Here is an 18,228-nt window from a genome sequence, read left to right as displayed (position 1 = left end):
AGTTGACAGGACAGGGAGATACCACCATGCGCATCGTGCTCATTCACCCCAACTATCACTCCGGTGGCGCCGAGATCGCCGGAAGCTGGCCACCCGCCTGGGTCGCCTATCTGGCGGGCCACCTGCGCGATGCAGGGTATGACGATGTGCAGTTCATCGACGCCATGACCAACCATATCGACGACGACACCCTGCGCGCCCGCCTGCGCGACTTGCAGCCCGATGTGATCGGCGTCACCGCCATCACACCGTCGATCTACGTGGCCGAAAACATTCTCAAACTCGCACAGGAGGAAGTGCCGGACGCGCTCCGTGTCTTGGGCGGCGTGCATGCCACCTTCATGTACAAGCAGGTGTTTTCCGAGGCCCCTTGGGTCGATGTGATCGTGCGCGGCGAGGGTGAGGAAATCTTTCTCAACCTCATCCGCGCCGTGGATCAGGGCGAATGGCCCGCCGCGCGTGGCGCGATCAAGGGGCTGGCCTATCTCGACGGCGACACGATCAAGGCCACGCCTGCGGCGGCGACGGTCAAGGATCTCGATTCGATCAATCCCGACTGGTCGCTGCTGGAATGGGAGAAATACATCTACGTGCCCTTGGGCAAGCGCGTCGCGATCCCCAACATGGCGCGCGGCTGTCCGTTCACCTGCTCGTTCTGCAGTCAATGGAAATTCTGGCGCGACTACCGCGTGCGCGACCCCAAGAAGGTGGTCGACGAGATCGAGAACCTGGTGAACAACCACGGCGTCGGGTTTTTCATCCTCGCCGACGAGGAACCCACCATCAACAAGAAGAAATTCGTCCAGTTCTGCGAGGAATTGATCAAGCGCGACCTGCCCGCCCGCGTGCAATGGGGCATCAACACCCGCGTGACGGATATCTACCGCGACCGCGATCTGCTGGCCTTTTACCGCAAGGCGGGGCTGGTGCATGTGAGCCTTGGCACCGAGGCGGCGGCGCAATTGAAACTCGACCAGTTCAACAAGGAAACCAAGGTCGAGGAGAACAAGGAGGCGATCCGCCTGCTGCGCGAGGCCGATATCTTCACCGAGGCGCAGTTCATTGTCGGCCTCGACAACGAGACCCCCGAAACGCTGGAGGAAACCTTTCAGATGGCGTGGGACTGGCAGCCGGATTTGGCAAACTGGGCGATGTATACGCCCTGGCCGTTCACGCCGCTCTTTCAGGAGTTGCGCGATCAGGTCGAGATCTTCGATTTCTCGAAATACAATTTCGTCACGCCGATCATGAAGCCCGCCACCATGACGCGCGGCGAGTTGCTGGACGGGGTGATGAAGAACTACCGCCGCTTCTACATGCGCAAGGCGCTGTTTCACTACCCGTGGCGCGGCACAGGCTATCGGCGGCGTTACCTGCTGGGCTGTCTCAAGGCGTTTCTCAAGGCCGGGTTCGCCCGCACCTTCTATGATCTGGGCAAGGCCGGATACTGGGGCCCGCAGACCAAGAACAAGGTCAGTTTCGATTTTGATGAGACCCGCACCATCGCTGAGGCGCAGATGGAGGATTGGGAGGCCAGCGCCGACCGTGCCGCACGGGCGGCAGAGCGCCGCGAGGCGGTGCGCGCACAGATGAAGGATCGCGCGGTTGAGCGCAGCCAAGGCTTCAAGATGCCCAACGGGGCCGAGGTGCGCGCCTGCGGTGGAAGCACCGAGCAGATGGATGCCTGACGGCGGCCATATCGCGGCGCGGATTGGTCCCAACGCGGTGCTGCAACTCGCCCCGGAAATGGATCGGATGGTGGGCGAGGCGGCGCGCCGCGCGCTTTTTGCGCCGCTTGGCTTTGATCCGCTGCCTGATGCGGATGCGATGATCGACGAGCGCCCGGTCGCCGCGCTGCACCGTGCCCTGCGCCGCGATCATCCCGAGACCGCAGAGCGGATCGCGACTGCCGCAGGCACGGCCACCGGCGACTATATCCTTGCCAATCGCATCCCGCGCGCCGCGCAAACCCTATTGCGCGCCCTGCCCGCATCCCTCGCCGCGCCGCTTCTCACGCGTGCGATCTTGGCCCACGGCTGGACCTTCTGCGGCAGCGGTCAGTTGTCGGCGGAGGGCCGTGACCCGGTGATATTCACCCTTGAGAACAACCCGATCCCGCAAGTGGGCGAGAGTGCCATGCCGGTCTGCCACTGGCATGCGGCGTGTTTCGAGCGGCTTTTCACCCGGCTTGTCCACCGCCACTCCAAGGTTGTCGAAACCACCTGCTGCGCCACCGGTGCCGCCGCCTGCCGCTTTGCGGTGTCATGGCGCTGAGGGGGTCTGTGCCGGGGGCAGGCGCGGGCGTGGCTGCACCAGCGCAAGACCGAGGATCATCAGGCCAAGGGCGGCCCAGACATAGCCCGAATAGCGCTCTGACAGCAGGCCCATCGACCATAGCATGCCAAAGAGCGTGACCAGATAGGACGCCTGCGCGGCAAAGACCGACCCCGCCCGTCCGGTCAGCCACACATAGCCCGCATAGACCAGCGCATGCACCACCGCATTGGCGAGGAGGGCGGCATCCGCCAGCCCCCAGGGCGGGCGCGGGTCGATCCATTGCCCCGACAGCACCGCCAGCGGCAAGGCGATCAGCGCCGCCACGATCGAGGCCCCGGTCAGCGCCTGAATCGGATCGAGCCCCGCCGTGCCCCAGCGGGCCACGTAATTGACCTCGCTCGCATAGCAAAGCGGCGCGATCAGCGCGAGCGGGATGAAGGCCGCCATGGCCGCGTCGGGCAGGCTCGCCTCGGGTCCGATCAGCAGGAATATTCCCGCCATACCGGCCAGCAGCCCGGCGATGCGCAGCGCCTGAAACCGGTCATTGCCCAGCATCAGCGCAATCGGAAAGGCGAACATCGGCACGCTGGAAATCAGGATCGCCAACACCCCTGCAGGCAGGTGCTGTGCGGCGCGGTAATAGGCCACGTCGGGCAGGAGCGCGCCGAGACAGGCGATCACCAGATAGGTCCGCCAGATCACCGGCCCGCCGCCGGTGGCGCGCGACAGGGGCAGGCCACGGCGGCGCAGGAAATTGATCGTGCCAAGGAAAAGGGCGACGATCAGCACCTGCCAGAAGATCAGCCCAAGTGGCTGATAGCCGCCGCTTACCGCGATCTTGCTCAGCGGGATGCACAGGCCCCAGCCCAGCCCCAGCAGCACCAGAACGCCGGTCAGCAGGGCGCGGTCGCGCATTGCCTCACTCCGGCCCGGATTGGGTGAGCCGCCCGCCCTGCCGCACCATCTCGATCCGCGTGGCGCGGCCGGTGGCGTCGTCGGTCTCAACATAAACGCCCGAGAGCGTGACCGCCCCCATGGCGGGGGTGAAGCGTTCGCGGCCCATGCCGGTCACGAAGCGGCGCATCGGCTCGGTCTTGTCCATGCCGATGACCGAATTGTAATCGCCGCACATGCCCGCATCGCCCTGAAACCCGGTGCCGCCGGGCAGGATCTGGGTGTCGGCGGTGGGGATATGGGTGTGGGTGCCCACCACGAGGCTGGCGCGGCCATCGCAGAAATGCCCCATCGCCATCTTTTCGCTGGTCGCCTCGCAATGCACATCAACGAGCGCCGCCTGCACCGCGCCGCCCAGGGGGTGCGTGCGCAGTGTGGCGTCGATGGCCGAGAACGGATCATCGAAGGCGCGGCGCATGAAGACGTTGCCCAGCACCTGCGCCACGAGGATCTTGCGCCCGCGTCCGTCGGTAAAGACACGGTGCCCGCGCCCCGGGGCCACCTTGGAATAGTTCAGCGGGCGGATTATGCGGCTGTCGCGCTCGATCGCCTGCAGCATGTCCTTTTGATCGAACGCATGATCGCCGAGCGTCACGCAATCGGCCCCGGCCTCGAACAGGCCCTTGGCATGCGCGCCCGTAAGGCCCATCCCGCCCGAGGCGTTCTCGCCATTGACCACCACGAAATCGAGCTTCCACGCCGCGCGCAGGCCGGGCAGTTTGTCCGCCACCGCCGCGCGCCCCGCGCGCCCCATCACATCACCGAGAAACAGTATTTTCATGGCATCCCTGTTAGGGGCAGGCGGGCCAAAGGGCAAGCGGATGCAATGCCGCCCTGCGCTTCATCTTGCCGCAAATACTCAAGTCGCGATGCGATACCGCGCCTTGTAGTCGACCGGGAAATTCACCGACCGCGCGATAAAGCAATAGTCATGCACCCGCGCATGCAGCGCATCGACCTGTTTGAGATCGCTGCCCGGGGCCACGGTGATCCGGGGCTGCAGGGTGGCGCGGAGGAAGCGGCTTGCGCCCTGCGGATCGGTCTCGCCCACCGCCAGAGGGTCATCCTCGTAGCCCGTCACCACGATACCCGCATCGCTCGCCAGATGCAGGAACCACAGCATGTGACAGGCCGACAGCGCGGCGATCAGCATGTCCTCGGGATTGTGCAGCGCCGGGTCGCCGCCCAGGAGCGGATCATTCGAGCAGTGAATCACCGGCTTGCCCGGTGTCTCGACGTTCCACGTCCGGGCATAGCCCTTGTAATGCCGCGTCCCCTCGCCCCGGTTGCCGGTCCAGATGACGCGGGCGGTATAATCATGCTCGGCCATCGGCCCCACTCCTGTTCAGAACGCGATCACCTCGGTTTCCGTCACCAGCATGTCGAGCGGCTGATCGGTCGGCTCCAGCGGCAACGCGTCGGCCTCTTGCGCGGCATAGGCGAACCCGATGGCCAGTGTCGGGCGGCGGCTGCGCAACCGCTCCAGCGTGCGGTCATAGAAGCCGCCGCCATAGCCGAGCCGCCCGCCCGCGCGGTCAAACGCCACCAGCGGCACGATCAGGATTTCCGGTTCGATGAAGCGGTCAACCTCGGGCACCATCGCGCCGAACGGCCCCTCGCGCAGCGTGCAGCCCGGCTCCCACAGCGAAAAGTCGAGCGGCAGGCCCGCGCCCGCGATCACCGGAACGGCGACCGGGCCATGTGCGGCGGCTTCGGCCATCGCCGGCAGGGGGTCGATCTCGGAGCGGATCGGCATGTAGCCCGCGAGGGGCACGCCGCGATAGCCTGCCAGCACACCGGACAAAAGGCCCGCCCCGGCCCCGGCATCCGCCCGGTGCGCCGCCGCCCGCCGGGCAAAGGCGGCCTTGCGCGCCGCCGCCTTGATCTCTGCCAGATCGGTCATCATTCGCTCACAACAAAAACGCCGCCGCCAGCCCGAGGAAGGCGAAGAACCCGACCACATCGGTCACCGTGGTCACGAACGTGCCCGAGCCCAGCGCCGGGTCCACCCCCAGCCGATCCATGACCACAGGAATGCCCGCCCCGGCAAACCCCGCAACGACCAGATTGATCACCATTGCGGCGGCGATCACGTAGCCAAGTTCCGGCCCGCCGAACCAAATCACCCCCACGATCCCCATCGTGACGGCGAAGATCACGCCGTTGATCAGCCCCACCAGCACCTCGCGCATCAGCACGCGCCAGACGTTCGAGCCGGTCAAATCCTTGGTCGCCAGCGCCCGCACCGCCACGGTGAGCGACTGCGTCGCGGCATTGCCGCCCATCGAGGCCACAATCGGCATCAGCACCGCAAGTGCGACCAGTTGCGCAATCGCCGCCTCGAACTGCGCGATCACCAGCGAGGCCAGAATCGCGGTCAGCAGATTGACCGCCAGCCACGGCACCCGCTGTTTCGACGTCGCGATCACGCTGTCGTTGAGCCCGCCCTCGCCGACACCGGCAAGGCGCATGATGTCCTCTTCATGCTCTTCGTCCAGAACGATCATCGCGTCGTCGATGGTGATGACGCCTACGAGCCGTCCTTCCTCATCCACGACCGGCGCGGAAATCAGGTGATACTGGTTGAAGGCATAGGCCACGTCGCCCTCGTATTGGGTGACGGGGATGACGTGAAACGTCTCTTCCACCATGTCCTTGAGCGGCACGTCGCGCCGCGCCGCCATGATTCGGCCGAGCGTCACATTGCCCACCGGATGCAGGCGCGGATCGACCAGGATGATGTGATAGAACTGCTCTGGCAGGTCCTCGGCATTGCGCATGAAGTCGATGACATCGCCCACGGTCCAATGCTCAGGCGCCATCACCACCTCGCGCTGCATCAACCGGCCTGCGGAATATTCCGGGTAGGTCAGCGATTGCTGCACCGCCAGACGGTCGCTGTCTTCCAGATACTCAAGGATTGCGTCCTGCTGCTTGTCCTCGAGATCCTCGACCAGATCGACCACGTCGTCGGAATCGAGTTCGCGCACCGCCTCCGCCAGAACTTCGGGCGTCAGCAGGCCGATCACCTCTTCGCGAATCGACTCGTCGAGTTCCGACAGGATGTCGCCGTCGAATTCCCCGCCATAGAGCTTGATCAGCCGTCGCCGGTCATAGGCGTTGCTCTGTTCCAGAAGGTCGGCGATGTCGGCGGGGTGCAGCGGCTCCATCTCGGCCCAGAGCATCTCGCGGTCATCGGTATCAACGGCATACATGATGCGCGATACGGCCTGCTTGTTCAGCGGATAGCCGTCCTCGTCACGCTCGTGCTCCGTCTCCTGTTCCTGCTCTGCCATCTCGCCCTCCCGTCACGCCACCTTGGCGCAGGAGTACTCAAGCGCCGCGCGAAAAACAATGACATTGGGATGATTTACCCCGCCTTCTGCCGCGCGTATCGTGGCGCTGCACAGCCCGTCGCCAGACAGGCCCTCAGAGGTGCCCGATGACCGACCAGACCCTAATTACCGCCCAGATCCTGGCTTTTGACCGGACGCCGTTTGACGGTGATCCGGCGCAATCCGCCCGCCTGCACGAGGCGCTGGTGATCGAGGGTGGTCATATCGCCGCCCTCGGCCCGGTATCCGAGGTGCGCGCCGCCTATCCGCAGGCCCGGCATCGCGACATGGGCGCGCATCTGATCACCGCGGGCTTTGTCGACGCGCATGTCCACTATCCGCAGACCGCGATGATCGCCAGTTGGGGCAAGCGGCTGATCGACTGGCTCAATACCTACACCTTTCCCGAGGAAATGCGTTTTGCAGATCCCGCCTATGCCGCCGAGATCGCCGGGCGCTATCTCGACCTGACGCTGGCGCATGGCACCACCACCACCGCCAGCTATTGCACCATCCACCCCGCCAGCGTGACCGCGTTTTTCGAGGCGGCGCAGGCGCGCGGGCTGCGCGCCGTGGCGGGCAAGACCTGCATGGATCGCAATGCGCCCGACGGCCTGCGAGACACGGCGCAATCGGCCTATGACGACTCGCGCGCGCTGCTGGACCGCTGGCACGGGGTGGACCGGCTGTCCTACGCCATCACCCCGCGCTTTTCGCCCACCTCCTCGCCCGAACAACTGGGTGCGTTGGGCCATCTCTGGGCGGAACACCCCGATTGCCTGATGCAGACCCATCTGAGCGAGCAGACCGACGAGATCGAGTGGGTTCAGGCGCTTTACCCTGAGGCGCGGGATTACCTCGACACCTACGAGGCGCACGGGCTTTTGGGCGCGCGGGGGCTCTATGGCCATGCGATTCACCTCACCCCGCGCGAGCGCGACAGGCTGCGCGAGGTGGGCGCGGCGCTGATCCACTGCCCCACCTCCAACACCTTCATCGGCTCAGGGCTCTTTGACATGGCCGCCCGTGTGGCCGAGGGGCAGCGCGTCGGGCTGGCCACAGATACCGGCGGAGGTTCGTCCTTTTCGATGCTGCGCACCATGGCGGCGGCCTATGAAATCGGGCAACTGACCGGCACGGCGCTGCATCCCGCGCAATTGCTCTGGCTTGGCACCGCCGGGTCGGCGCAGGCGCTGCATATGGGCGATCTCATCGGCACGATCGCCCCGGGGATGGAAGCGGATCTGGTGGCGCTCGATCTCGCCTCGACCCCGGCCATCGCCCAACGCGCGGGGCGTGCGGAGGATATATGGGAGGCGCTCTTTCCGACGATCATGATGGGTGATGATCGCGCGGTCGCGCAGGTCTGGGTCGCCGGGCGCGCGGTCTGATCCTGCGACAGGCAGACAATCGGGACCGCCGCCCTATCTCTTGCTGCGGACAGTGACAGGAGCCCGCAATGACCGACAGCACCCCCGCCCGCCATCTCGCCGACGCGGTTCAGGCCATAGACGCGCAGTTCGGCGAGGGCTATGCCCGCGACCATCCCGACCTCGTCGCCAGCCTTATCCAGAGCGCCACAATCGAGGCCGCCGTCGCCACCGGTTATGGTGCGCATCAGGAGGCGCTGGCCGCCGCGCACCGGATCAGCGCCGAGATGGGCGAGACGATCCTGAAACTCAAGCCGCGCATCTTCGGCTGAGGCTACAGCCGTTCCGCCAGGTGCCGCGCCAGCCGGGTCTGCTGCGCGATCACCTGCGGCAGATCGAGCGTGATGAGATGCCCGTCGCGCACCAGCTGACGGCCCTCGACGAAGAGATCGCGCACCTTTTGCGGCCCCGCCAGCACCAGCGCGGCGGGGTCCCAACTGCCTGCGCTTTCGATGCCGCTCACGTCCCAGATCGCGATATCTGCGCGCATTCCTTCTGAGATCTGGCCGCAATCTTCACGCCCCAGAACCTCTGCACCGCCGCGCGTCGCGATCTCCAGCGCCTCGCGCGCACTCATCGCGTCGGCCCCGCGCGACACCCGCTGCAACAGCATCGCCTGCCGCGCCTCGCCGATCAGGTTGCCCGAATCATTGCTCGCCGAGCCATCGACACCCAATCCGACCCGAACACCCCGATCCCGCATCTCACGTACCGGTGCGATCCCCGACCCCAACCGACAGTTGGAGCACGGGCAATGGGCAATGCCGGTTCTCGTTTTTGCAAATAATTCAATCTCCTGGCCATCGAGCTTGACGCAATGCGCGTGCCAGACATCCGGGCCGGTCCAGCCCAGATCCTCGGCATATTGCCCCGGGCGACAGCCGAACTTTTCCAGCGAATAAGCCACGTCTTCGGCATTTTCAGCTAGGTGGGTATGCATCATAACCCCTTGATTACGGGCGAGATTAGCAGATTCTCGCATCAGGTCACGGCTGACTGAGAAGGGCGAGCACGGGGCGACGCCCACCCTGCACATCGACCCCTCTCTTTGGTCGTGAAAGCGATCTATGACGCGAATACAATCGCTTATGATGTATTTCTCATCTTCCACCAACGCGTCCGGTGGCAAGCCTCCGGCGCTTTCCCCGATGCTCATCGCGCCACGGGTGGGGTGAAACCGCAGCCCCAGTTCAACCGCCGCCTCGATGGTATCGTCAAGCCGCGCGCCATTTGGAAAAAGGTAGAGGTGATCAGAGCTTAGCGAGCATCCTGAAAGCGCAAGTTCCGCCAGTCCGACCATCGCTGAGACGCGCATTTCCTCGGGTCCGAACCGTGCCCAGATCGGGTAGAGCGTCTTGAGCCAACCAAACAACAGCGCATCCTGCCCGCCCGGCACGGCCCGGGTCAGTGTCTGGTATAAATGGTGATGGGTGTTCACCAGCCCCGGCGTGACCACGCAACCGGTGGCCCGGATCACCTCGCCCGACGTTTCCAGCCCATGCCCGACCTGCACGATCACGCCATCGCGGATCAGGATATCCGCGCCCTGCAGCTCTTGGCGTGCGTCATCCATGGTCAACAGATGATCCGCATCCTGAATCAGGTATTCTTTCATGAAAACCTCTCCTTACGCGTGCGTCCTCACCCCCTCTGGACGCGAATGCACGGCGGAAAGGGGCCAGAACCGCGCAAGCAGTCGCTAGGCGATCCGTGACAGGACTTCAAGCGCCGCCGCGTGCTGCTCTCGTCCACCGGCCGCCACGGCGCGTCCGCCCGCATGCACGGGGCCACCCTGCCAGTCGGTCACGATCCCGCCTGCCGCCTCGATCACCGCGATCGGGGCCTGAATATCATAGGCGGCCAGTCCCGCCTCGATCACGAGGTCGATCTGGCCAGCGGCGACGAGAGAATAGGCATAACAGTCAAGGCCATAGCGGGTGAGCTTCACCTGGCGTGACACCTCGGCAAAGGCGGCACCCTCGGCCGCGGATCCAACCTCGGGAAAGGTCGTGAACAGGATCGACTCGGACAAGGGGCGATCCCCGATCACCCGCAAATCGCGCTGCCCCTGTGGCCCGCTCATCGCCGCATGGCCCAAGCCACCCTCGAAGCGCTCACCGATATAGGGCTGGTCAATGATACCATAAATGGGGCCGTTTTCATCCGCGACCGCAATCAGCACGCCCCATGTCGGCGCTCCGGACAGAAAGGCCCGCGTCCCGTCAATCGGGTCGAGCACCCATGTCAGGCCGCTCGTGCCGTCCTGCGTGCCGTATTCCTCGCCCAGAATGGCATCCTCTGGCCGTCGTTGCGCCAACACGTCGCGCATCGCGCGCTCCGTCGCGCGGTCGCCTTCGGTCACGGGGTCGAACGCCCCGTCAGACAGCTTGTTATCCGCCGTCAGCCCGGCGCTGCGAAAAAACGGCAAAACCGCCTCACGTGCCGCATCTGCGACCGCGTGGGCGGTTTTCCTGAGATCTTCGATATTCATGCCCACCCTCGATCAAACCTGAGGGAGGGCTTAGCGCGCGGGGCGCGGTGGCTCAAGCCACCTCGCTCAGCACGCGTGCCAGGTCGAACAGACGCCGGCGTTGATTTTCCGGAATCGCATAGTAGGAGCGCACCAGATCCAAGGCTTCCTTGTCCCCGATGATGTCCACCGGGAGATTGCCCGGCTTTGTCACTTCTTCTTCTTTTCCAAGGCCTTCAAAGAAGAAGCTGATATCGACATCCAGCGCCTCGGCGATATCCCAAAGGCGCGATGCGCTGACGCGGTTGGCCCCTGTTTCATATTTTTGAATCTGCTGAAATTTGATTCCGACCGCTTCGGCCAATTGTTGTTGTGTCATCCCGACAAGCCATCGACGATGACGAATGCGTTTTCCGACATGCACATCTACCAGGTGCGCCATTCCATATTCCTCTCACTTAACTATATTTGGGACCCCAAGGGTGGCCTTACCATCCTCAACCACACGCCACGCATCCCAGCAGCGCATTTCGCAAAGTAGCAACTTGGCCTTGAAACACAAGAATTATCGCTAGCCGATAACGTGCCATATACTTAAGACACTCAATCTAAGCGGGCGACTACCCCTTTTGGATAGGCTCTGCGAGGCCCACCGATCGGTGAGCGCACCGCATGGCGGACGCCAGGGGCGAATCGAATTGCAGTTCGCTGCCTGCCCGCGCTAGCATCTGCGCGACCCTAACGGCAGGATTTCCATGCGCGCCTACCATATCCCCGCCCCGGACATCGCCCCGTCCATTCACGACATCGACGCGCCCGCGCCGGGGGTCGGCGAATTGTCCCTGTCGATTGCCGCCTGCGGGCTCAACTTTGCCGATCTGCTGATGATCAAGGGCGAGTATCAGGACACGCCCGCGCCGCCCTTTACCCTTGGCATGGAGGTGGCGGGCGTGGTCGAGGCGCTTGGCCCCGGTACATCAGGCCCCCCCGTCGGTGCGCGGGTCGCGGTTTTCGGGGGACAGGGCGGATTGGCCGAACACGGCTGTTTTCCAGCCGACAGGGCCGTCATTTTACCCGATTCGATGGGGTTCACCGAGGCCGCGGCGTTTCAGATCGCCTATGGCACGAGCCATGTTGCGCTTGATCACACGGCACGGCTGAAGCCCGGCGAAACACTGCTCGTTCTTGGCGCGGCGGGGGGCGTCGGCCTGACGGCGGTGGAGATCGGCAAGCTGATGGGGGCACGGGTGATCGCCTGTGCGCGCGGGGCCGACAAGCTGGAGGTAGCGCGCAAGGCGGGGGCGGATCACCTCATCGACGCCAGCACCGAGGATATCCGTGTCGTCTGCAAGGCATTGGGCGGTGTCGATGTGGTCTATGATCCGGTGGGCGGCGATCAGTTCAGGGCGGCGATGCGCGCCTGCAATCCCGAGGGCCGGATTCTAAGCATCGGATTTGCCAGCGGTGACGTGCCGCAGATCCCGGCCAATCATCTGCTGGTCAAGAACCTGAGCGTCATGGGCCTTTATTGGGGGGGATATCTGAAATTCCGCCCCGAGGTGGTGACCGACAGCCTGCGCACACTCTTGCGGTGGTATGAGGAGGGGCGACTCAAGCCCCATGTCAGCCACGTGCTGCCGCTCGAACGCGCGGACGAGGCGCTTGAATTGCTGCGCAGCCGCCGCTCGACCGGGAAGGTCGTGGTCACGCCATCCGCAGGCTGACCGGCGCGGGCTGTGCGAAAAACCCCTGCCGCAACATGTCCGACAGCGGATCAAGCAAGGCGTCGCCTCCGGGGCGGGCGTAGAGATTGATCTTTTGCACGCCAAGATCGGGCAACGCGGTGCCCGGCTCGATCGCCTCCTGATGCGGGGGGATGCTGTCCTCGAGTAGCGCGCCCACGGCGAGATCGGCGCTGACCAACGCCTCGACCGCGCGGTCATCCTCGGAGAGCACGGCCATCTCCCAGTCGATGCCTGCCTGCTCCAGCTTGCGCAGGACGATCGGGCGAAAGATGCAGTTGGTGCAGAACGCGAGCCGCAACGGGCGGCGTTTCCACGATGTGCCGCCCGGCGCGCCGGTCCAGCGCAACGCCATTTCGGTCAGCGTCTCGCCGCCATCGTCGACGCCCTCTTCGGTGGTCAGGATCAGATCCACCTCGCCGCGCGCGAATTCCTCGCGCAGCTTGACGGTGCTCGACGAGCGCAGATGCACATTGACGCGCGGAAAGGCGGCGTTGAACTGCTTGAGCACGCGCGGCACCACCGGGTAGACGATGTCATGCGGCACGCCGAGGCGCAGCTCGCCCTCGTAGAGATCTTCGGTCAGCCGCCCGACCGCCTCGTCATTCAGCGCGAGGATGCGGCGCGCGTAGCGCACCAGCTGTTCGCCCGACGCGGTGAGCGACACCCGCCGGTTGCCGCGATCGAAGAGCGCCAGGCCCAGCATCTCCTCCAGCCGCTTGATCTGCATCGACACGGCGGATTGCGTGAGGTTGAGCATCGCCGCCGCCCGCGTCACGCCGCCATGATCGGTCACGGCCACAAGGGCCCGCAACGTGGTGATATCCAGATTTCTCATTCATCAACCCTCGTGATGCAATTCCTGACAAACATTCATTTCCAAAATTGAAGCAGTTGAGGCAAAAGATCAACATGAAAAATGAATAGCCATGAAATCATCACCAAAAGGAAAGGAAACGCCATGACGTTCCACATCGACGCCCCCGCTCTGCACCGCACCTGCCGGCCGCAGCGTATCACGCTTGGCCTGATGCTCGATGTCTTCCGTCAGCGGCGCGCCCTGTTGCACCTGGACGACACCGCGCTTGCCGATCTGGGGATCACCCGGCGCGAGGCGCTGCGCGAGGCGACGCGGCCGTTCTGGGACCTTCCCTGACCCTGATTTGCCCGGCATCTGAAGCGTGCCGGGCGAAACATGTCAAAAACTGTCGGAAAAACTTGAAAACGGGTGCCTGCTCTCCGATATTAATGGCAAAGCCTCAATACCGAGGCCGCCATTCACATATCGGAGGTATATATGGCTGAGTTCAACACGATCCGGACGGCGACGGGCACACGCACCGCCCAGATTGACGCGGGCCTGCGCGCGCACATGAACAAGGTCTACGGCACGATGTCCGTGGGCATGCTCATCACCGCGCTCGCAGCGTGGGCAATCGCAGGGCTCGCCGTCACGACCGACCCGTCGGCCGCCGCCGCACAGATGGGCAACGGCAAGATGCTCACAAGTCTGGGCGCTACTCTTTACCTGTCGCCGCTGCGCTGGGTGGTCATGCTGGCACCGCTAGCCTTCATCTTCCTCGGCTGGGGCGCATTGCTGCGCCGGGCACCGGCAGCGGGCGTGCAGCTTGGCTTCTTCGCCTTCGCGGCGCTGATCGGCATTTCGCTCAGCTCGATCTTCCTGGTGTTCACCAGCTTCTCGATCGCGCAGACCTTTATCGTGACGGCAATCTCCTTCGCCGGTCTGTCGCTCTGGGGCTACACCACCAAGAAGGACATCTCGGGCTGGGGCAGCTTCCTCATCATGGGCGTGATCGGTCTGCTGGTGGCGATGGTCATCAACATCTTCCTGCAGTCGCCCGCGATGATGTTCGCCATCTCGGCGATCGGTGTCCTGATCTTCGCAGGCCTGACCGCGTTCTACACGCAGGAGATCAAGAACACCTATGTGGCGCATGCCGCGCAGGGCGATCAGGACTGGCTGGACAAGGCCGCCTATGACGGCGCGCTGAACCTCTACATCAGCTTCCTGAACATGTTCCAGTTCCTGCTCATGTTCATGGGGCAACAGGAATAGCGAACACGCCATTCAAGAGATGGAAAGGGCCGGTCAACGCGACCGGCCCTTTTTCGTGGCCCATCTGCAGGCGCGGTGCGCGGCTTTGGGGCCAGCCCCCAAACGCATGGCAAATTGGGGGCCAGCCCCCAAACTCATTTCCACTTGGGGGCCAGCCCCCAAACCCCCGGAGTATTTCGACCAAAAAGAAACGGGAAGAAACCAGGCCGTGCAAATGAAAAAGCCGCGCCCGAAGGCACGGCTCTTGCGGTATCGACTGGACGGCGATCTTACTTGATCTTGCCTTCCTTGTATTCGACATGCTTGCGCACCACGGGATCGTACTTACGCACGGTCATCTTTTCGGTCATCGTGCGTGCGTTTTTCTTGGTCACGTAGAAATGGCCCGTGCCCGCGGTCGAGTTCAGACGGATCTTGATGGTCGTCGGCTTCGCCATTGTTTATCTCCTGCGCCAGGCGCGACACGCGCCCGTGAATATCTCATGAAGCCTGCCTTTTACCGACGCGCGCGCCCGAGTCAACCGCGATTGTCGGCACAGGGCCAGGAATTCCGGCCTTGGCCCGCCTGCCCCGTCAGTTCCGGGACAATTGCGTGGGTTTGCGATAGAAATGATGCACACCGATCGTCGTGGTGCGGGGATAGACGCGCGCCCAGCGAGGGTTCACGGCGCGGGTGTGGTAATGCGTGGCCCCGTCGGTCAGACGGCGCGGCGCACCCTGCACCATGAGGCTGGCCACCTTGTTGACCTGCGAAAAGGCCACCGGATTGGCGATATGTTCTTTGTGTCCGTCGCAGGTATAGGTGAACTGGCACTGAAATTTGCGCCCTGTCCCCTGATGAATGACATCGCAGACGGTATCGGGAAAGGCGGCACTGTCCACACGGTTCAGGATCACCTCGGCGACCGCGAACTGCCCGCGCACACTCTCGCCGCGGGCCTCGAAATAGAGTGCCTCGGCCAGACAGGCGGATTGGACATTGCCGCCGTCGACATCAAGGCCCGCGAGCCAGTCGCGCGAATATTCGATGCCGATTTCGGGACGGGTGATATAGCTTGCCAGACGGTCGCCGGACATCGAGCGCAGCGCGCGCGTTTCCTGTTCCATCAGCCGGGTCACAGGTGCATCCGCTGCAACCGGCCCGGCCAGCACCGCGAGGGCGGCGATGAGTAGCGCGTGTTTCATGCGTGATCTCCTTGCCATAAGGGAAAGCCCTTTTGTCATTCGGCGGCATTTAGACAAAATGGGTCCATCCGTCCACCCTCAGGGTCGGCGGGGAATCGCTCATGTCGTTTTATGGCTCAAAAAGGCCTTGCGGAGACGCGTATATTGCGCGGTGTGGCGATCGAACTACCCGATCTTGTCGCGCACGGTCAGCTGTGCGGCAGCAAGTCGCGCCACCGGAACCCGGAAGGGCGAGCAGGACACATAGGTAAATCCCGCGTCCCGGCAGAATGCAATCGATTCGGGATTGCCGCCATGTTCGCCGCAGATCGACAGGACCACGTCGGGATTGGCGGCGCGGCCGCGCTCTGCCCCGATGCGCAACAGCTCTCCGACGCCATCGATATCGAGGCTGTGAAAGGGGTCTTCGGGATAGACGCCCTGCTGCACGTAATTCGACATGAACCGCCCGGCATCGTCGCGCGACAGGCCATAGGTCATCTGTGTCAGGTCATTGGTGCCGAAGCTGAGGAACGACACCAGCGGTGCGATTTCCCCGGCCCGCAGCGCGGCGCGCGGGGTCTCGACCATGACCCCGAGACGATAGGCGAAATCGCGGCCCGTCTCGTTGCGCACCGCCGCCGCGACCGCGTCGATCCGGGTCTTGACCAGTTCGACCTCGCGCCGGGCGCTGACCAGCGGGATCATGATCTCGGGCACCACCGGCGCGCCGTCCTTGCTGGACTCGAGCGTCGCCTCGAAGATCGCGCGTGCCTGCATGTCGTAGATCTCGGGGACGGTGATCCCGAGGCGGACGCCGCGCATGCCCAGCATGGGGTTGTATTCGCCAAGCGCCTCGACCCGGCGGGTCACGTCCGAGAGCGGCAGATCGAGCGCCTCGGCCAGTTGCAGATGGCCGGCCCGGTCGGTGGGCAGGAATTCGTGCAACGGCGGATCGAAGAGGCGGATGCAGACCGGCTGCCCCTGCATGATGCGGAAGAGATCGGTGAAATCTGCGCGCTGCATGGGCAACAGCCGCTCCAGCACCGCCGCGCGATCCTCGCTGGCATCGGCAAAGATCATCTCGCGCATCACCGTCAGGCGGTCAGCCTCGAAGAACATGTGCTCGGTCCGGCACAGGCCGATGCCGCGCGCCTTGAAATTGCGCGCCACCTCGGCATCGGCGGGCGTGTCGGCATTGGCGCGCACGGCAATGTCGCGCACGTTGTCGGCCCAGCTCATCAGGGTCTGGAACGAGCCGTCGCGCGCGGCCTCGAGCAGCGGGGCCTCGCCCGCGAGAACAAGGCCGTTGGTGCCGTCGATGGTGATCATCTCGCCCGCCTTGACGACGCGGCCGTCGGGCATGGTCAACTGCTTGCGCCGGGGCTGGAAATGAATGTCCGAGGCCCCCACCACGCAGGGCAGGCCGATGCCGCGCCCGATCACCGCGGCGTGGCTGGTCATGCCGCCGCGTTCGGTGAGCACGCCGGCGGCGGCATGCATGCCGCGAATATCCTCGGGGCTGGTTTCGCGCCGCACCAGGATGCAGGCCTCGCCGCGCGCCTGCGCCGCCTGCGCGTCGGCGGCGGAAAACACCACCCGGCCCGAGGCGGCGCCCGGGCTTGCGGCGATGCCCCGCGCCAGCACGTCACGCTCGGCATCCGGATCGACCTGCCTGTGCAGCAGTTCGTTGAGCGCGCGCGGCTCGACCCGCATCAGCGCCTCTTCGTGGCTGATGATCCCGTCCTCGGCGAGAGCCACGGCGATGCTGACCGCCGCGCGGGCATTGCGCGCCACGCGCAGCCCGTCGAGCAGCCAGACCTTGCCGTTCTCGATGGTGAATTCGGCCTGCATGTCCTCGCGCAGCTTTTCACGCATCAGCGCGGCATAGGCCTTGACGTGGGCAAAGGCATCGGGGGCCAGTTCCTCGAGCGAGGGCCCGCGCGGATCGCGTTCGAGATAGAGCGCATCCGCACCACGCTGCAGCGCATCGCGGCCCTGGCTCTGGCTGAGGTAGCGACCGGTGATCTGGCGCGCGCCGGTCTGGCTGTTCACTAGTTGCATCACGCCCGAGCCGCATTCGCCCTCGCCGAGGCCGAGCGCCAGTTCCTGCACCACGAGACCGAGGCCTGCATCGGCGGGGGCCCCCTTGGCCTGCCGCAGAAGGCGGGCGGTCGTGCCTTCCCAGGCGCGGGCCATGGAGCGCAGCACCTCGGTCAGTTGCACCGCCGGATCTTGCGGAAATTCCTCTTCGGTCTCGTCCTCGTAGGCGCGCAGGGCCTGTCCCAGCCCGATGCTCGGATCTTCGGACACGTCGTCGAAGATATCGGGGTCGAGCCGGGCCACGTGCACCGCGTAGGATTGCACGAAGCGCAGGTAGATCTCGGCCGCCGCGCGCTTGCCGATCTTGTCCGAAAGTTCGATGAATCGCGCGTCGTTGATGCCGATATTGAGCACCGCGCCCGGCCCGCCCCAATCGGGATCTTCCGAGGACGGGCGCACGCAGAGCAGCGGGGCCTCGCCGAAGGGCGCGAGCAGGGCGGCCATGTCGGGCAACTCGCCCGCCGCGATGCCATGCACCGCCTTAAACGACAGCGCGATGGTGCGCGGCACCGGCAGATCGAGCCGCGCCAGACGTTGCAGGCATTTCGCCCGTCCCCCGTGGGTGTTGGCATGCACCGGAGAGGTGGGGGTGATCAGGGTGATATCGGGGTCGTCTTGCTGCACTGCGGCACCTTTCCTTTGCCCGCACCATACGCCGCGCGGCGTGCAAGGCAAG

19 protein-coding genes are annotated in these 18,228 nt (G+C 64.7%); 7 read left to right on the top strand and 12 right to left on the bottom strand.

Annotation, left to right across the window (positions count from 1 at the left end; translation table 11 throughout):
- Positions 1 to 26: 26 nt before the first annotated feature.
- Positions 27 to 1,688 carry a magnesium-protoporphyrin IX monomethyl ester anaerobic oxidative cyclase gene (bchE, locus tag PVU19_RS06140; RefSeq protein ID WP_050661112.1) on the top strand — a complete coding sequence of 554 codons (1,662 nt, stop codon included), beginning with the start codon at positions 27 to 29 and terminating at the stop codon, positions 1,686 to 1,688.
- The gene (gene bchJ, locus PVU19_RS06135) at positions 1,681 to 2,274 is read left to right on the top strand and encodes a bacteriochlorophyll 4-vinyl reductase (protein ID WP_050661111.1); all 594 of its coding nucleotides are present in this window, start codon (positions 1,681 to 1,683) and stop codon (positions 2,272 to 2,274) included. Before bchE ends, bchJ begins: the two co-directional genes overlap by 8 nt.
- On the opposite strand, the gene PVU19_RS06130 is transcribed toward bchJ, so the two are convergent.
- The 5 genes from PVU19_RS06130 to mgtE all read right to left on the bottom strand — a co-directional run bounded on the left by PVU19_RS06130 (position 2,263) and on the right by mgtE (position 6,527).
- The gene (locus PVU19_RS06130; RefSeq protein ID WP_050661110.1) at positions 2,263 to 3,192 is read right to left on the bottom strand and encodes a DMT family transporter; all 930 of its coding nucleotides are present in this window, start codon (positions 3,190 to 3,192) and stop codon (positions 2,263 to 2,265) included. The two genes, bchJ and PVU19_RS06130, sit on opposite strands and share 12 nt — an antisense overlap.
- Positions 3,193 to 3,196: 4 nt before the next feature.
- Positions 3,197 to 4,012 (bottom strand): TIGR00282 family metallophosphoesterase, encoded by an 816-nt coding sequence (locus tag PVU19_RS06125; protein WP_050661109.1) that lies wholly within the window; start codon positions 4,010 to 4,012, stop codon positions 3,197 to 3,199.
- A 78-nt stretch (positions 4,013 to 4,090) separates the two neighbouring features.
- Positions 4,091 to 4,561 carry an OsmC family protein gene (locus PVU19_RS06120; RefSeq protein WP_050661108.1) on the bottom strand — a complete coding sequence of 157 codons (471 nt, stop codon included), beginning with the start codon at positions 4,559 to 4,561 and terminating at the stop codon, positions 4,091 to 4,093.
- A gap of 15 nt (positions 4,562 to 4,576) precedes the next feature.
- Complete coding sequence (locus PVU19_RS06115; RefSeq protein WP_050661161.1) at positions 4,577 to 5,134, bottom strand: 5-formyltetrahydrofolate cyclo-ligase; 558 nt, start codon at positions 5,132 to 5,134, stop codon at positions 4,577 to 4,579.
- A gap of 7 nt (positions 5,135 to 5,141) precedes the next feature.
- Entirely contained in the window at positions 5,142 to 6,527 is a 1,386-nt protein-coding gene (gene mgtE / locus PVU19_RS06110; RefSeq protein ID WP_050661107.1) for a magnesium transporter, read from the bottom strand.
- A gap of 146 nt (positions 6,528 to 6,673) precedes the next feature.
- On the opposite strand from mgtE, the gene guaD reads away from it, so the two are divergent.
- Complete coding sequence (gene guaD, locus PVU19_RS06105; protein WP_050661106.1) at positions 6,674 to 7,957, top strand: guanine deaminase; 1,284 nt, start codon at positions 6,674 to 6,676, stop codon at positions 7,955 to 7,957.
- Positions 7,958 to 8,025: 68 nt separating this feature from the next.
- Positions 8,026 to 8,268 carry a hypothetical protein gene (locus tag PVU19_RS06100; RefSeq protein ID WP_050661105.1) on the top strand — a complete coding sequence of 81 codons (243 nt, stop codon included), beginning with the start codon at positions 8,026 to 8,028 and terminating at the stop codon, positions 8,266 to 8,268.
- Between the two features lie 2 nt (positions 8,269 to 8,270).
- Here the strand turns inward: PVU19_RS06100 and PVU19_RS06095 are convergent, their stop codons facing one another.
- From PVU19_RS06095 to PVU19_RS06085, 3 genes are all read right to left on the bottom strand, one after another.
- Complete coding sequence (locus tag PVU19_RS06095) at positions 8,271 to 9,611, bottom strand: 8-oxoguanine deaminase (RefSeq protein WP_050661104.1); 1,341 nt, start codon at positions 9,609 to 9,611, stop codon at positions 8,271 to 8,273.
- Between the two features lie 84 nt (positions 9,612 to 9,695).
- The gene (locus PVU19_RS06090) at positions 9,696 to 10,487 is read right to left on the bottom strand and encodes an inositol monophosphatase family protein (RefSeq protein WP_050661103.1); all 792 of its coding nucleotides are present in this window, start codon (positions 10,485 to 10,487) and stop codon (positions 9,696 to 9,698) included.
- Between the two features lie 52 nt (positions 10,488 to 10,539).
- Entirely contained in the window at positions 10,540 to 10,908 is a 369-nt protein-coding gene (locus PVU19_RS06085) for a helix-turn-helix domain-containing protein (RefSeq protein ID WP_050661102.1), read from the bottom strand.
- A gap of 313 nt (positions 10,909 to 11,221) precedes the next feature.
- On the opposite strand from PVU19_RS06085, the gene PVU19_RS06080 reads away from it, so the two are divergent.
- Positions 11,222 to 12,190 carry an NADPH:quinone oxidoreductase family protein gene (locus tag PVU19_RS06080; RefSeq protein ID WP_050661101.1) on the top strand — a complete coding sequence of 323 codons (969 nt, stop codon included), beginning with the start codon at positions 11,222 to 11,224 and terminating at the stop codon, positions 12,188 to 12,190.
- Here PVU19_RS06080 and PVU19_RS06075 read toward each other — a convergent pair.
- Positions 12,171 to 13,046 (bottom strand): LysR family transcriptional regulator, encoded by an 876-nt coding sequence (locus PVU19_RS06075; protein WP_050661100.1) that lies wholly within the window; start codon positions 13,044 to 13,046, stop codon positions 12,171 to 12,173. The genes PVU19_RS06080 and PVU19_RS06075 overlap by 20 nt on opposite strands.
- A gap of 123 nt (positions 13,047 to 13,169) precedes the next feature.
- On the opposite strand from PVU19_RS06075, the gene PVU19_RS06070 reads away from it, so the two are divergent.
- Positions 13,170 to 13,364 carry a DUF1127 domain-containing protein gene (locus PVU19_RS06070; protein WP_050661160.1) on the top strand — a complete coding sequence of 65 codons (195 nt, stop codon included), beginning with the start codon at positions 13,170 to 13,172 and terminating at the stop codon, positions 13,362 to 13,364.
- Positions 13,365 to 13,505: 141 nt separating this feature from the next.
- On the top strand, positions 13,506 to 14,285 hold the full coding sequence (locus PVU19_RS06065) for a Bax inhibitor-1/YccA family protein (protein ID WP_050661099.1): 780 nt from the start codon (positions 13,506 to 13,508) through the stop codon (positions 14,283 to 14,285).
- A gap of 269 nt (positions 14,286 to 14,554) precedes the next feature.
- Here PVU19_RS06065 and rpmG read toward each other — a convergent pair whose 3' ends face one another.
- From rpmG to PVU19_RS06050, 3 genes are all read right to left on the bottom strand, one after another.
- Complete coding sequence (rpmG, locus tag PVU19_RS06060) at positions 14,555 to 14,722, bottom strand: 50S ribosomal protein L33 (protein WP_007799108.1); 168 nt, start codon at positions 14,720 to 14,722, stop codon at positions 14,555 to 14,557.
- Between the two features lie 136 nt (positions 14,723 to 14,858).
- Complete coding sequence (locus PVU19_RS06055; RefSeq protein WP_050661098.1) at positions 14,859 to 15,470, bottom strand: cell wall hydrolase; 612 nt, start codon at positions 15,468 to 15,470, stop codon at positions 14,859 to 14,861.
- Between the two features lie 165 nt (positions 15,471 to 15,635).
- Positions 15,636 to 18,176 carry a putative PEP-binding protein gene (locus tag PVU19_RS06050; RefSeq protein ID WP_050661097.1) on the bottom strand — a complete coding sequence of 847 codons (2,541 nt, stop codon included), beginning with the start codon at positions 18,174 to 18,176 and terminating at the stop codon, positions 15,636 to 15,638.
- Positions 18,177 to 18,228 lie beyond the last annotated feature (52 nt).

Origin of the sequence: Roseovarius tolerans (assembly GCF_028885395.1) — a bacterium.
Classification (GTDB): Bacteria; Pseudomonadota; Alphaproteobacteria; order Rhodobacterales; family Rhodobacteraceae; genus Roseovarius; species Roseovarius tolerans.
The sequence above is the reverse complement of the archived record's forward strand: the minus strand, read 5'-3'. Positions and strand labels throughout refer to the sequence as shown.